Genomic DNA, 14012 nt, shown 5'->3' with positions numbered 1-14012 from the left:
CTTGTGGGAGCGAGCCTGCTCGCGATGGCGGCGTATCAGTCGATATCCCTGTTGCTGATACACCGCTTTCGCGAGCAGGCTCGCTCCCACATTGGTTTGTGTTTTTCCTCCAGGCCCGTGTTCCTCGCGACCTATACTCAACCCCGTGGATGACTTGACCTCGGGATGGCGCAATCGTGCTGCGTTCACTGATGCTGGCCGTTTTGTTGGTTCTGGCGGGGTGCGCCACGTCGCCGCGCGAGCAGCAGGTCGCCACCGTGGCGGTTTCCCAGGACACCTGGCGGCAGGTTGACCGGCAGATCGTCGCCGCGTCGAAAAGCGCTATCGAACAGGCCGGGCTCTACGCGCGCGGCTCGATGGAGCATTGGCGCCGGCTCGTGTATGAACGGACCGAGATTCAATTCATCCCCTGGTTCAGCAGCTACTGGACCCAGGAATGGCTGGCGGTGAAGGTCAGTTGGTATGCCGCCAGTGCCGAAGGCGAAGAGGACTCCGCGGCCAGACGTCTGGCGGTTTATCTGCAAGAGCAGTACCGCGAGCAGGTGCTGGCACCTGTGGCGGTGGAAATCGACCCCGAGGCGATCAGGGCCAACGCGACGGGCTACTACGTGCGCCTGCTCAATCAACAGGTCCAAGTGATTGCCCGCCAGCACCGAATCCCGCCGGAGCTGATGAGTCGGCGCCTGCACGGCATTCCTGCCATCAGCCTGGGGCCGCCAGCGGCGCGTAACGCCTCGTTGTATGAGATGGCGCATACCGAGCCCCTCAATACATTGCCGGCGTACGCCGCGCTGATCGACCACGTCAACAAAGCCGCTGTGACAGGTTCGGGGCCATCGGATGCGGTGATCGCCACGGTGGCACAACGCACCAGTGAAAAAATCGAAGCGCAATTCGCCACGCGAGGTGCGGCCGGGGCGGCGGCAGCCGTGGCCGGGAAAGCGGCGGGGGCGTTGATCTCAGTTGGCGTGGCGGGGATTCGCGCGATCATTCATGAGGGCGAGCGCCCGGAAATGGAGACTCAAATCCGCAAGAGCCTCAGCGCAGCGTTCGACGAAGCCTGGTTCCAGTCGCTCAAGCATCCCCTCAGCGGGGTGATGGCACCGGTGTACTACCTGGCCGAGGAAATCGAAGGCAGCCTGGTGGCGGCGGACCTGGCCAATCGCGCGGTGGAGTTGCCAGCCATCAAACCGTGACGGACGGTTCATTCTGCCCCGAGGGTGACGCGGCAACCCTTGCGATGACGGATCTGTTCGTCCGAGGGCCGCTCCTTGATGAATTCGAAGCGCGGCTCTCCTTCGCTGTAGATCACCAGCCAGCCCCATTCCAGCTCACTTTCATCTTGACCGGGTCTGGGGGGCGAGGCCCACCAGGGTTCCTTCTGCATGATCTGTCGCATCGATGTCTCCTGCCGATTTATCCCTTCAACTATAGACCGCTCGATTGGATGACAAGCGCCCATGAAATCTCTTGAATTCTGTGGGAGCAAGGCTTGCCCGCGAAGCAGGCGATTCGGTTCCAGACAGACCGCGTGAGCTTGATCGCGAGCAAGCTTTGCTCCCACGGATCGCCTCGCAACAGATGTTGCTGGTCTATTGAGTGTGCTCTGATCGCACCCATCAGCGTCTAGCGTCTGTATCCCCGCACTCGAACGGGGAATGATTGGACCCATGCGCATATGCAAGCATTGTTGAACGAGATCCTCGATGCGGTTCGCCCCCTGATCGGTCAGGGCAAGGTGGCCGACTACATTCCAGCCCTTGGCACCGTTGCGGCCAACCAGTTGGGCATTGCCGTCTACGGCAACGATGGCGAAATGTATTGCTCAGGTGACGCTGAAACGCCGTTTTCGGTGCAGAGTATTTCCAAGGTTTTCAGCCTGGTGCAGGCCATCGGCCATTCCGGCGAGGCAATCTGGGAGCGTTTGGGCCATGAGCCCTCCGGCCAGCCCTTCAATTCTCTGGTGCAGCTGGAATTTGAACGCGGTCGGCCGCGCAACCCGTTCATCAACGCCGGCGCCTTGGTGATCTGCGACATCAATCAGTCGCGTTTTGCCGCGCCAGCGCTTTCGATGCGTGATTTCGTACGGCGCCTGTCGGGCAATCCACAGGTCATGGTGGACGGCAAGGTTGCTGAGTCGGAATACCAGCACCGCGCCCGCAATGCGGCGATGGCCTACCTGATGCAGTCCTTCGGTAATTTTCATAACGACGTGGAAGCGGTGCTGCGCAGCTATTTCAGTCACTGCGCGTTGCGCATGAGCTGCATCGATCTGGCCCGGGCGTTCTGCTTCCTGGCCAACGACGGCTTCTGCAAGCACAGTGGCGAACAGATCCTGAGCGCCCGCCAGACCCAGCAGGTCAACTCCATCATGGCCACCAGCGGGCTGTACGATGAAGCCGGCAATTTTGCCTATCGCGTTGGCCTGCCGGGCAAGAGCGGGGTGGGCGGCGGGATTGTTGCCGTGGTGCCGGGGCGTTTCACGGTGTGCGTCTGGTCGCCGGAACTCAATGTCGCCGGCAATTCCCTGGCAGGCATGGCGGCGCTGGAATTGCTCAGCCAACGAATCGGCTGGTCGGTGTTTTAACGCCCAAAAAAGGGCCCGTTCCAATCAGGAACGGGCCCTTTTTTTAAGCACGATCAGCAGAGGCGGTCGATGACCCGAACTTCAGATGTGTTCTGCATCGACTGCCACGCCTGGGTCAGCGTTTGCAGCACGCGACCCATGAAGTCTTTGTCGGCCGCGGCCTTCTTGCCGACGTAGCCCTGGCCACGACGATACATCTTCAACCGGGCACACAGGTCCTGCCGATTCTTCTCGAATTCGTCTTCCTGGGTGAACGGCGACAGGCAGTCCATATGGACCTGGCCATTCTTGCTGATCCACAGGATATGGCTGTCCAGGGTGTCTTTGTGTGCTGCGAACATGCGAGCCAGTTCATCAATAGATGGTTGATTATTCAGATTCATGTGTAAGCCCCTTGACCATTTGGTTGATCTGTCTGGTGGTTCGCAAAAACTTCGCTTCTTTCGGTAAGTGCCTGTCCAGTGCTGCATGGCTAGCACCGAAACCAGGCCGTCAGCACCCGGCCGTCTGACTTCGACGGGGTCGTGCATCGGTTGTGTAGTGTTATCGAAGGGCTGCTACGCAAATGCGCTACAACGAAGAGAAACAGCGAAGAACCTTCAGGCATTGTCAACTTTCGAGGGTCGACCACGTGCGTCATGAGGATCGTCGCCGACGTTTCTCGTCCTTGTCACCGGACGGTCATGCCAGGTCAGCACCTTCAATCTGCCTTGTGGGCAGTCCCTTATCCAAAAAACAGCTCGGCGGTCAGACGAGCTTGCTCAAGCATTTACCTGTACTCCCGATCGGGGAGACGTCTGCATCATGCAAGGCCAAATCGGAGGCGTCAACGGTTTTGTAGTGATTATTTTTGGTCACTACATATTGTCGGACAAAATGGTTTTGTTATGAAAATTCTGGATCAGGGCAGATATCCCTGTGGGAGCGAGCCTGCTCGCGATGGCGGTGTATCAGTCGGTATCCATGGTGACTCACATAACGCTATCGCGAGCAGGCTCGCTCCCACAGGGCGACGCGTCGAACATGTATTTATCAGGTCGTCTTGGCTTTGCTCGCCTTGCGAGGTGTACCGCTGGCCTTGCGCTTGGCCGGCTTGCGTTTGCTTTTCCATGGGGTGGCCCCTCGGCCGGCAGGGCTGGCCGGGCCGTGGATGGTCAGGCTCATGCCCTGGCAGCGGGCGATGTGTTTGCTCATCCAGGCGGCCTGGCGGGTCACGAACTCTTCCAGGCTCATCTCTCCGCTTTGCACCATGTCCAGCGCCTGCTCCCAGATGGCGGTAGTGCCTGGATCGGCGATGGCGCGGGGCACCGCATCGATCAGGCTGAAGGCCGCCGGTGTGGCGGACAGGGCCTTGCCGTTTTTCACCAGGTAACCGCGGTCGAGCAGGCCCTGGATGATCGAGGCCCGGGTCGCTTCGGTGCCGATGCCGGTGGTGTCCTTGAGCTTTTGCTTGAGCAGCGGATCCTCCACCAGCCGGGCAACGTTCTTCATCGCCTTGATCAGGTCGCCCTCGGTGAACGGCTTGGGGGGCTGGGTCCACAGGTCCTTGAGTTTGACCTCGTCCACGGCGCAGTCGCGACCTTCGACCAGGGCCGGCAAGGTTTGTGGTACCGGTGCTTCACGGCCTCGTGCCGGAGCCAGCGCTTCGGGCAGGGCGCGTTTCCAGCCGGGTTCGATGATTTGCTTGCCCACGGCCCGCAATGCCTGGGCGGCGCAGTCGAAGTCGGCCTGGGTCCGGTCGTATTCGTGGTTGGGCAGGAACTGCGCCAGATACCGCGCCCGTATCAGCGTATAGACGGCCCGCTGCTTGCCGGCGAGCTTGTCGAGGTTCTTCGCCGCAGCGGTAGGGATGATGCCATGGTGGGCGCTGACCTTGGCGTCGTTCCAGGCCCGGGATTTGCGTTGGGGCTGCAAGTGCTCGCGCAGCGGCGCAAGACCCGGGTCGGCCTGGGCGAGGGCGGCGAGGATGGCCGCAGCTTCGCTGTGCTGGCTCAAAGGCAGGAAACCGCAATCGCTGCGCGGATAGGTGATGAGCTTGTAGGTCTCATAGAGCGACTGGGCAATGTCCAGGGTTTCCTGGGCGCCGAGGCCGAGTTTCTTCGAGCAGACTTCCTGCAGGGTGCCCAGGTCGAACGGCAACGGCGCCGCTTCGCGCAAGCGCTCGGTGCGCACTTTCATCACCCGGGCGGTGGCGGCGTTGCCCATGGCCTGGGCAGCGTCGCGGGCCAGTGCCTGGTTCAGGCAACGTTCCTGATCGTCGCAGGCATCCGGGTCGGCGCGCCACTGGGCGGTGAACACAGTGCCGTCGTGGCGCAGTTGCACGTCGATGGCCCAATAGGCGACCGGTACGAAATCCGCGATGCTGCGGTCGCGATCCACCACCAGGCGCAGGGTGGGGGTCTGCACGCGGCCCACCGGCAGCACGCCTTGATAACCGGACTGGCGCCCCAGCAGCGTGAACAGGCGGCTCATGTTCATGCCGATCAGCCAGTCGGCCCGGGAGCGGCCCAGGGCCGAATGGTAGAGGTTGAAGGTTTCGGCGCCCGGCTTGAGTGCGGCCAGGGCCTTGCGGATCGACGCTTCGTCCAGGGCCGACAGCCACAGACGCTGGATCGGCCCACGGTAGCGGCAATGCTCCACCAGTTCCCGGGCAATCATTTCGCCTTCACGGTCGGCGTCGGTGGCGATGACCAGCGTCTTGGCTTCCCCCAACAAGCGCTTGACCGCCTTGTACTGGCCCGCGGTTTTCGGCTTGACCGTCATTTTCCACTGCGTCGGCACGATAGGCAGGTCTGCCAGTACCCAGCGCTTGTAGCGGGCATCGTAGGCGTCGGGCGGGGCGGTCTCCAGCAGATGGCCGATGCACCAGGTGACTGTGATGTTCGCGCCCAACCAGCAACCGTCACCGCGGCGCGTGGCACCGAGCACGGCAGCGATGTCTTTGGCCTGGGACGGTTTTTCACACAGGTACAGCTGCATAGCGCCCTTTTCCTAAGCAGTTTTCATGGGGCTGTAGCATGGTCATGGATGGGCGTCGGAGCAAGTTTTATCTGTATGGATATACAGATAAAGCGTTGCGATGCGTTGCTCCAGGGCGGTTATCGCAACGTTTGGCGGTGTATTTGCACGCAGAATGAATTTCTCGCAAGGGCATCGCTCATAACTTGCAGAGCGGTTGAAACCGCAAAGAACGTTTATGGGGTCAAGGAGAGTCACTTACATGAATTCGATGCCAAAGGGCAACGGACAGGCGGCCGCGCGTTTGATTCTCGTCGTTGAAGATGATCAGACCATTCTGGAGTTCCTGTGTGAGATCCTGCAAGACGAGGGCTTTGCCGTGGAGCCCCGCGAAAGCGCCGACGCGGCGCTGGAATTCCTCAAGCAGAGCGCTGACGATGTGGACTTGTTACTCACCGATATCACCATGCCCGGCAAACTGAACGGCGCGGACCTGGCCAATTTGACCGGCGACCGGTGGCCACAGATACCCTTGTTGATCATGTCCGGTTTCGAAACCCCGGAAAGCGCCGGGATCAAGCATCACGCCTCGTTCATCGCCAAGCCCTGGGCGCTGGGGCAGATGCTGGATCTGGTGGAGAGCACGGTGAAAAATCACTCTGTGCACTGAGCAATGCCAAGAGGGTGAGGTGGCAGGTCCGGTACCGTGCATGTTTGGGTTGCAAGCGGCGATGTGCTCCATGACAATGCGAGTCATTATCAGTCGCGAATTATTCCATTGCCATGCCCGCCAACGATCTGTCCTTACGCAGTGCCGTCGACGTTCTGTACAGTGATCATCACAGTTGGCTCCAAGGCTGGCTGCGCAAGCGCTTGGGCAATGCTTTCGATGCCGCGGACCTGACCCAGGATACCTTCGTGCGTGTCATCAAGGCTCGCTCCGCGTTGGATATTCGTGAGCCGCGACCGTACCTGTCGATGATCGCCAAGGGGCTGTTGATCGATCTGTTTCGCCGCCGTTCGTTGGAACAGTCCTACCTCGAAGCCTTGGCCGCCATGCCGCAAGAGCAGCACCCGTCGCTGGAAGAACAGGCCATCCTGCTCCAGGCCCTGATGGAGATCGACCGCTTGCTGCTGGGGTTGGGGCCGCGTGTCAGGCAGGCGTTCATCCTGTCGCAGTTCGACGGCCTGACCTACCCGCAAATTGCCGAGCGCCTGGGCGTCAGCGTACGTACGGTGAATAACCACATGGCCAAGGCCATGGAACATTGCTGCCTGATGCAGATTCAATTGCAACTTTCATGAACCTGCCAGCCGAAGAGTTGCAAGCCATCCGTGTGGCGGCGCAGTGGTACGCCCGGCTTCACTCCGGCATCACGACCGACGCGGATCGAGCCGGGTGGAATGCCTGGCTGAGTGCAGACCCGCTGCATAGCCAGGCCTGGCAACGAATGACAGCGGTGGCTGAACAGATGGCGAGTGTGCCGGGCGCCCTGGCGGCACCGACCTTGAACGAACGCCACAATCGATCCCGTCGCCAGGTATTGCGCAGCGTCTTGTTGCTCACGTCCGCCAGCGGCCTGGGTTGGTTGGGCTGGCGCAGCCAGGCTACGCAGAACCTGCTTTGCGATTACCGCACCGCAGTGGGCGAGCGCCGCGAGTTTCAGCTGGCGGACGGCAGCACCGTGCTGCTCAACACCGACACCTCGGTCAATGTTCGTTTCGATGGGCGCCAGCGGCTACTGGAGCTGTTGTGGGGGGAGATCCTCGTCACGACGGCGATCGATCCCTTGCAGCGGCCTTTCAAGGTCATCACCGGTCATGTCGAAGTGCTTGCGCTGGGCACGCGTTTTATCGTCCGAGGCCAGGCGCGGGGCGGTGAGGTGGCGGTGCTTGAAAAAGCGGTCGAGGTGAGTCTCCCGACGATTGGCTCGAGGATGCGCGTCGAAGCCGGCCAGCGCCTGGATTTCAATGACCGGTCGCTGGGTACGCTGCGCGGCAACGATGTGTCGGTCGGTGCCTGGCAGAAGGGAAGCATCATCGCCATTGACCGTCCTCTGGCGGCGCTGCTGGACGAACTGTCGCGTTACCGCAACGGCGTGTTGCGTTGTGATCCGGCCATTGCCGACTTGAAGGTTTCCGGCGTGTTTCCCGTCGATAACACCGATCTCGCCCTGGCGGCGCTGGAGAGTGGCTTTTCGTTACGCGTGACCCGCTACAGCCGATTTTGGGTCCGGGTATCGAGCGGCGATCAGCGCTGACGTGGCGGCGCGATAAAAAAGAACACTGTCCTGCACTTTTTATCTCCATCGTTCGGCTCTTCCTCATTGAGTTTTTATCGACCGTTTGGGGGAGGGGAAGCATGTCTTGGGTAAGCGCGCCAGGTCGTCTGGTGTTTGCAGTGAAAATCGGCTTGCTGGCAGCCGTGACCGGCAGCGTCGGGGTCGTGAATGCCAGTCCGGCTCCAGGTGCCTCGGCGCAGCAGCGTTCGGTGCAGGCCTACGATATCGGGGCCGGCAGCCTGGTGGATGTCCTGACCCGGTTCTCCAGTGCCGCCGGTGTCGCCATTTCGTTTGATGCCCGGCAACTCCAGGGCCTGCAATCACCCGGCCTGAGAGGTTCGTTCGGCGTGGGCGATGGGTTTGCCCGCATTCTTGGCGGTAGCGGCCTGCAAGCCGACCTCCAGGCCAATGGCACGTACGTGCTGCGCTCCGTGCCAGCCAACGGTTCGGCCATGCAACTGGGAGCAACCACCATCGAGGCGCAGATGCTCGGAGCGACCACCGAGAACAGTGGCTCCTACACGACGGGGGCGGTCACGATCGGCAAAGGCGAGCACTCCCTGCGCGAGACGCCGCAATCGGTGACAGTGATCACTCGCAAGATGCTCGATGACCAGAACCTGAACACCATCGATCAAGTGATGGAAAAAACGCCCGGCATTACCGTCTACGACTCGACCATGGGCGGCAAATATTTCTACTCCCGTGGGTTCCGGATGTCCGGTCAGTATCAATACGACGGTGTTCCGCTGGACATGGGCAACAGCTATGTCCAGGCCGACAGTTTCAGCAGTGACATGGCGTATTACGATCGGGTCGAAGTCCTGCGCGGTGCCGCCGGGATGATGAAGGGCGCCGGCGGCACGTCTGGTGGCGTCAATTTCGTCCGTAAACGCGGCCAGGCCACGGCCCAGACCGAACTCAGCCTCTCGGGCGGCACCTGGGACAACTACCGCGGGCAGGTCGATACCGGTGGCCCGCTGAATGATTCCGGCACCCTGCGGGGCAGGGCGGTGATCGCCGAACAGAGCCGGCATTATTTCTACGACGATGCTCGGCGCAAGGACCAGATTTACTACGGTGCCCTGGACTTCGACCTGACGCCCGACACCACCCTCGGCCTGGGCCTGGCCTATGAGGACGTCGATGCGAGTCCTTGCTGGGGCGGGCAGCCGCGCTACAGGGATGGCAGCGATTTGAAACTCAGTCGCTCTACTTGCCTGGATCCGTCGTGGAACACCTGGCGTAGCCAGCGGACCACGGTGTTCAGCGATCTCAAGCATCAACTCAATGACGACTGGGCCGTGAAGGTGGCCGGTGTCTATACGAAAAACACCCAGGACATCAAATACGCCTTTGCATCCGGCTCGGTGACGCCGGGCGTCTCGACCACCAACGTGCTGGGCAGCATGTACGACTATGACCAGGTCGATTACGGCCTCGACGCCTACTTGGACGGCAAGTTCGACGCCTTCGGGCAGCAGCATGAATTGATCGTCGGCTTCAACGCCAGCCGTTCGGACAAGGATGATTTTTTCTCGGTCGCCTTCCTGCCGCAGCAACAGAACGTATTCGATCCGGATCGACATATTCCGGAGCCGGACGACAGTTACTTCATCGAGAACTCGACGCGCGGTGGCCCGGTGAAAACCGTCACCCGGCAACAAGGCCTGTATTCGACCCTGCGCCTGAAACTGGCGGACCCATTGACGTTTGTCGTGGGCAGCCGGGTGAGCTGGTACAACTCCAAGACCGACTCGGTGTTCCTCACCGGCGGTTCGGAACACGCCAAGAGCACGGAGACAGGCCAGGTCACCCCGTTTGCCGCCGTGTTGCTGGACCTCAACGAACACCTGACGGCCTACGCCAGCTACTCGGACATTTTCACGCCCCAAGGCAACTACCGTTCCGAAAGCGGTTCGGCACTCAAGCCCCTGGTGGGTGAAAGCTATGAGCTGGGGATCAAGGGCGAATGGTTCGAGGGACGCCTGAACAGCGCCTTCAACCTGTTCCGCACGTTGCAGAAAGACCAGGCCCAGACCGACTACAACTCAAGCTGTGCGTCCTCGGACGGTTACTGCTACGAGAACGCCGGCAAGGTTCGCGCCCAGGGCTTCGAAGCCGAGATCAGCGGTGAAGTCATCGAGCGCCTGCAACTGCTTGCCGGTTACACCTACACCCAGACCAAGACCCTGAACGACATTGATACCAGCCTCAACGGCGGCTCGTTCAACAGCTATGTGCCGCGTCATGTGCTGCGACTGTGGGGCGATTATGCCCTGGGTGGGGCGTTCGAACGGTTCAGCGTCGGTGCGGGGGTCAATGCCCAAAGCGACAATTTCCGGGTATCGCCGGCGACGGGGGAGAAGATCACCCAGGCCGGTTATGCCGTGTGGAACGGTCGCGTCGGCTACCGCATCGATGACACCTGGTCGCTGGCCCTCAACGGCAACAACCTGTTCGACAAGCGCTACTACAGCACCATCGGGACCGAGAGTTTCGGTAACTATTACGGTGAGCCGCGCAACTTCACCATGACCCTGAAGGCGCACTTCTGATCCGCTGGCGAGGGAACAAACGCCCTCGCCACGGTTTTGCCCTCAGTTTTTATCCAGGTCCACGTTCCGGGTTTCCCGCAGGCAAATCATGCCCACCACCAGGCTCACCCCGGTGATCATCACCGGGTACCACAGCCCGTAGAAAATGTCCCCGGTGTAGACCACCAGGGCAAACGACACGGTGGGTAGGAAACCGCCGAACCAGCCGTTGCCGATATGGTAGGGCAGGGACATGGAGGTGTAGCGGATCCGAGTCGGAAACAGTTCGACCATCAGCGCCGCCAGTGGGCCGTAGCACATGGCTGAAATGATGATCAGCGCCACGATCAGTGCCACGATCATCGGCCGGTTGATCTGCTGGGCATCGGCCTGTTGCGGGTAGCCCGCCAGGGTCACCGCGCCGCGCAGGGCGGCTTCGTCGTAGCCTTCAAGCTTCACATCACCGACGCTGACCTGCACATCACTGCCGGCCGGCGCCGCGACACTGCTGTAGGGCAGGCCTTGCTTGACCAGGAAGGTCTTGACCTTGTCGCATGCGCTATCGAAACGGGCCTTGCCCACCGGGTCGAACTGGAAGGTGCACGTGGCCGGATCGGCGATCACGGTGATTGGCGCCTGACGGCTCGCCAGGTCAATGGCCGGGTTGGCGTAGTGGGCCAGTGTCTTGAAGATCGGAAAGTACAACGCCGTCGCCAGCAACAGGCCAATCATCAGTACCGGTTTGCGCCCGACCTTGTCCGACAGCCAGCCAAAAAAGATGAAGAACGGTGCGCCGATGACCACGCTGACGATCAGCAGGCTGTTGGCCAGGGCCGGATCCATCTTCAGGAACTGGGTGAGGAAAAACAGCACATAGAACTGCGCGGCGTAGAAGGTCACCGCTTGCCCGGCGTTGATGCTGAACAGCGCGATCAGCACCACCTTGAGATTCTCCCACTTACCAAAGGATTCGCGGATCGGCGCCTTGCAGCACTTGCCTTCTTCTTTCATTTTCAAGAAGGACGGCGATTCATGCAGGCTCAGGCGAATCCAGGTGGAGATGCCCAGCAACACGATCGACAGCAGAAACGGAATGCGCCAGCCCCAGACTTCGAACTGATCGCCCGTGAAATAACGACAGCCCAGTACCACCAGCAGCGAGAGCAGCAGCCCGAGGGTGGCGGTGGACTGAATCCAACTGGTGTGGAAACCGCGCTTGCCCATCGGCGCGTGTTCGGCGACGTAGGTGGCAGCACCGCCGTACTCACCGCCCAAGGCCAGGCCCTGGAGCATGCGCAGCACCACGAGGATGATGGGCGCGGCAATGCCGATGCTGGCGTAGTTGGGCAACAGGCCGACGCAGAACGTCGCCAGGCCCATGAGTACGATGGTGGCCAGGAAGGTGTATTTGCGTCCGATCATGTCTCCCAGCCGTCCGAATACCAGTGCGCCGAAAGGCCGCACGATAAAGCCGGCGGCGAATGCCATCAGGGCGAAGATGAATGCCGTGGTGTCGTTGACCCCGGCAAAGAACTGCTTGCTGATGACCGCCGCCAGGGCGCCATAGAGGAAAAAGTCATACCACTCGAACACCGTCCCCAAGGACGAGGCGAAGATGACTTTCTGGGTTTCCTGGCTGGTGCCGGCGCTGCGCGTGGCTTCCAGGGACTGAACATGTTCAGACATTTGGGTATCCCTCACAGTGATTGTTTTTGTTGTTCCACTGTCGACGCCGGGGTGGCGTCTCCTGCTTTGATGCTTTCCTTGAATCGACGCATTTCCCTGTGGGAGCGAGCTTGCTCGCGATGACGGCAGCACATTCAACATGTATGTGACTGATAGACCGCTATCGTGAGCAAGCTCGCTCCCACAGGGGGACTCTGTTGTTCTTCAGACCGTGGCAGCCTCCTTCTGGATCGTGGTGCTCCTGGTGTCCTGTTCAAGCATCATCTGCGCCGCCTTCTCGGCAATCATCAGCGTCGGCGAGCAGGTGTTGCCCGAGGTGATGCGCGGCATGATCGAGGCGTCGACGACGCGCAGGCCGTTGATGCCGTGAACCCGCAGTTGCGCATCCACCACCGCATCGCGGTCCGGGCCCATGCGGCAGGTGCCTACCGGGTGGAAAATCGTCGTGCCTATACGGGCGGCGGCCTGGTGCAGTTCTTCCTCGGTTTGCAGGCTTGGTCCCGGCAGGTATTCCACCGGCTTGAAGGCGCTCAACGCCGGGGCGGCGACGATGCGTCGGGTCAGGCGGATGGCGTCGGCGGCGACCCGCAAGTCTTCGGGATGGCTCAGGTAGTTGGGCTGGATCAGCGGTGCCTCGTGCGGGTCGGCCGAGCGAATGTCCACCCGGCCACGGCTTTGCGGACGCAGGTCACAGACCGACGCAGTGAACGCCGGGAAACTGTGCAGTGGTTCGCCAAAGCGTTCCAGCGACAAGGGCTGCACGTGGTATTCGAGGTTGGCCGAGGTCTGTTCCGGCCCCGAGCGGGCGAACGCGCCGAGTTGGCTGGGGGCCATGGACAGCGGGCCGCTGCGATCATAGAGGTAGCGCAGCCCCATGCCCATCTTGCCCCATAAAGTGCCGGCGATCTGGTTCAGGGTACGGGCGTTTTCCAACTGGTAGATCAGCCGCAGTTGCAGGTGGTCCTGCAAGTTGCCGCCCACGCCGGGCAGCTCATGAACCACGCCAATGCCCAGGCGTTGCAACAGGTTGCGCGGACCGATTCCCGAGCGCTGCAAAATACCCGGCGAGCCGACGGCGCCGGCGCACAGCACGATTTCCTTGCGCGCCTTGAACGTCATGCCTTTGCCTTGCCAACGGGCGCTGACGGCGTGGGCCCGGTTGTCACGCAACAGCACGCGGTCGACTTCGACATCGGTCATTACCGTGAGGTTGGGGCGCTGGCGAACCGGTTTGAGGAAGGCCTTGGCCGCGTTCCAGCGCACCCCGGCTTTCTGGTTGACCTGGAAATAGCCGCAGCCTTCGTTGTCGCCGCCGTTGAAGTCGTCGACGCTGGGGATACCGCTTTGTTCGGCGGCGGTGCGAAACGCATCGAGAATCGGCCATGACAGGCGCTGGCGTTCGACCCGCCATTCCCCGGCGGCGCCATGGAGCTCGGAGTCTCCGGCAAAGTGGTTTTCGCTCTGTCTGAACAACGGCAGCACGTCTTTCCAGGCCCAGCCAGGGTTGCCCTCGGCGGCCCAGCTGTCGTAATCCGCGGCCTGGCCGCGCATGTAGATCATGCCGTTGATGGAGGAGCAGCCACCCAGCACCTTGCCCCGTGGGTAACTCAGTGCGCGCCCTTGCAGACCCGCTTGCGCCTCGGTCTTGAAGCACCAGTCGGTGCGCGGGTTGCCGATACAGAACAGGTAGCCGACCGGGATGTGAATCCACGGATAGTTGTCGCGCCCGCCCGCTTCAAGCAACAGCACCCGGTGTTGCGCGTTGGCGCTAAGCCGGTTGGCCAGCAGGCATCCGGCAGGGCCGGCGCCCACGATCACGTAATCGTATTCATCGACGACAGGTTGCATTCGCGACCTCATTTTTGTTCTTGTGGGATGCATCCTAGTTGTTAGGTTTCGTCAAAAGAATGTTAGTTTTTGCGCAACCGCTGTGCGTTTTTAAACAGTCCTGCCTTCAGGCGT

Annotated in this window: 11 protein-coding genes; 6 read left to right on the top strand and 5 right to left on the bottom strand. The window is 61.2% G+C overall.

The features are described 5' to 3' along the window. The first annotated feature begins 176 nt into the window (after nt 1-176). The gene (locus GKKCFE_RS15550; RefSeq protein WP_107322636.1) at nt 177-1196 is read left to right on the top strand and encodes a hypothetical protein; all 1020 of its coding nucleotides are present in this window, start codon (nt 177-179) and stop codon (nt 1194-1196) included. Nucleotides 1197-1204: 8 nt separating this feature from the next. On the opposite strand, the gene GKKCFE_RS15545 is transcribed toward GKKCFE_RS15550, so the two are convergent. Continuing rightward, on the bottom strand, nt 1205-1399 hold the full coding sequence (locus GKKCFE_RS15545) for a hypothetical protein (protein WP_047227792.1): 195 nt from the start codon (nt 1397-1399) through the stop codon (nt 1205-1207). A gap of 279 nt (nt 1400-1678) precedes the next feature. Between GKKCFE_RS15545 and glsB the strand changes: the two genes are divergently transcribed. Next, entirely contained in the window at nt 1679-2587 is a 909-nt protein-coding gene (glsB, locus tag GKKCFE_RS15540) for a glutaminase B (protein WP_047227793.1), read from the top strand. A 53-nt stretch (nt 2588-2640) separates the two neighbouring features. Here the strand turns inward: glsB and GKKCFE_RS15535 are convergent, their stop codons facing one another. Together GKKCFE_RS15535 and GKKCFE_RS15530 are read right to left on the bottom strand one after the other, a co-directional pair. Beyond that, the gene (locus GKKCFE_RS15535; RefSeq protein ID WP_417697443.1) at nt 2641-2970 is read right to left on the bottom strand and encodes a hypothetical protein; all 330 of its coding nucleotides are present in this window, start codon (nt 2968-2970) and stop codon (nt 2641-2643) included. A gap of 649 nt (nt 2971-3619) precedes the next feature. Beyond that, nucleotides 3620-5566, bottom strand: a complete 1947-nt coding sequence (locus tag GKKCFE_RS15530; RefSeq protein ID WP_445576793.1) for a DNA topoisomerase III — start codon at nt 5564-5566, stop codon at nt 3620-3622. Nucleotides 5567-5807: 241 nt separating this feature from the next. Between GKKCFE_RS15530 and GKKCFE_RS15525 the strand changes: the two genes are divergently transcribed. The 4 genes from GKKCFE_RS15525 (at nt 5808) to GKKCFE_RS15510 (ending at nt 10385) form a co-directional block, all read left to right on the top strand. Beyond that, nucleotides 5808-6215 carry a response regulator gene (locus tag GKKCFE_RS15525; protein WP_047227796.1) on the top strand — a complete coding sequence of 136 codons (408 nt, stop codon included), beginning with the start codon at nt 5808-5810 and terminating at the stop codon, nt 6213-6215. Nucleotides 6216-6328: 113 nt separating this feature from the next. Next, the gene (locus GKKCFE_RS15520) at nt 6329-6850 is read left to right on the top strand and encodes a sigma-70 family RNA polymerase sigma factor (RefSeq protein ID WP_047227797.1); all 522 of its coding nucleotides are present in this window, start codon (nt 6329-6331) and stop codon (nt 6848-6850) included. Further along, the gene (locus tag GKKCFE_RS15515) at nt 6847-7806 is read left to right on the top strand and encodes a FecR domain-containing protein (protein WP_339492048.1); all 960 of its coding nucleotides are present in this window, start codon (nt 6847-6849) and stop codon (nt 7804-7806) included. Before GKKCFE_RS15520 ends, GKKCFE_RS15515 begins: the two co-directional genes overlap by 4 nt. A 101-nt stretch (nt 7807-7907) precedes the next feature. Next, nucleotides 7908-10385: a TonB-dependent siderophore receptor gene (locus GKKCFE_RS15510; RefSeq protein WP_445576792.1), complete on the top strand. Its 2478-nt coding sequence runs from the start codon at nt 7908-7910 to the stop codon at nt 10383-10385. 42 nt (nt 10386-10427) lie between these two features. On the opposite strand, the gene GKKCFE_RS15505 is transcribed toward GKKCFE_RS15510, so the two are convergent. Together GKKCFE_RS15505 and GKKCFE_RS15500 are read right to left on the bottom strand one after the other, a co-directional pair. Beyond that, the gene (locus GKKCFE_RS15505) at nt 10428-12050 is read right to left on the bottom strand and encodes an MFS transporter (RefSeq protein WP_445576791.1); all 1623 of its coding nucleotides are present in this window, start codon (nt 12048-12050) and stop codon (nt 10428-10430) included. Nucleotides 12051-12254: 204 nt separating this feature from the next. Beyond that, the gene (locus GKKCFE_RS15500; RefSeq protein ID WP_445576790.1) at nt 12255-13898 is read right to left on the bottom strand and encodes a GMC family oxidoreductase; all 1644 of its coding nucleotides are present in this window, start codon (nt 13896-13898) and stop codon (nt 12255-12257) included. Nucleotides 13899-14012: the final 114 nt, after the last annotated feature.

This window comes from Pseudomonas sp. E141, from assembly GCF_052659885.1.
The sequence above is the reverse complement of the archived record's forward strand: the minus strand, read 5'-3'. Positions and strand labels throughout refer to the sequence as shown.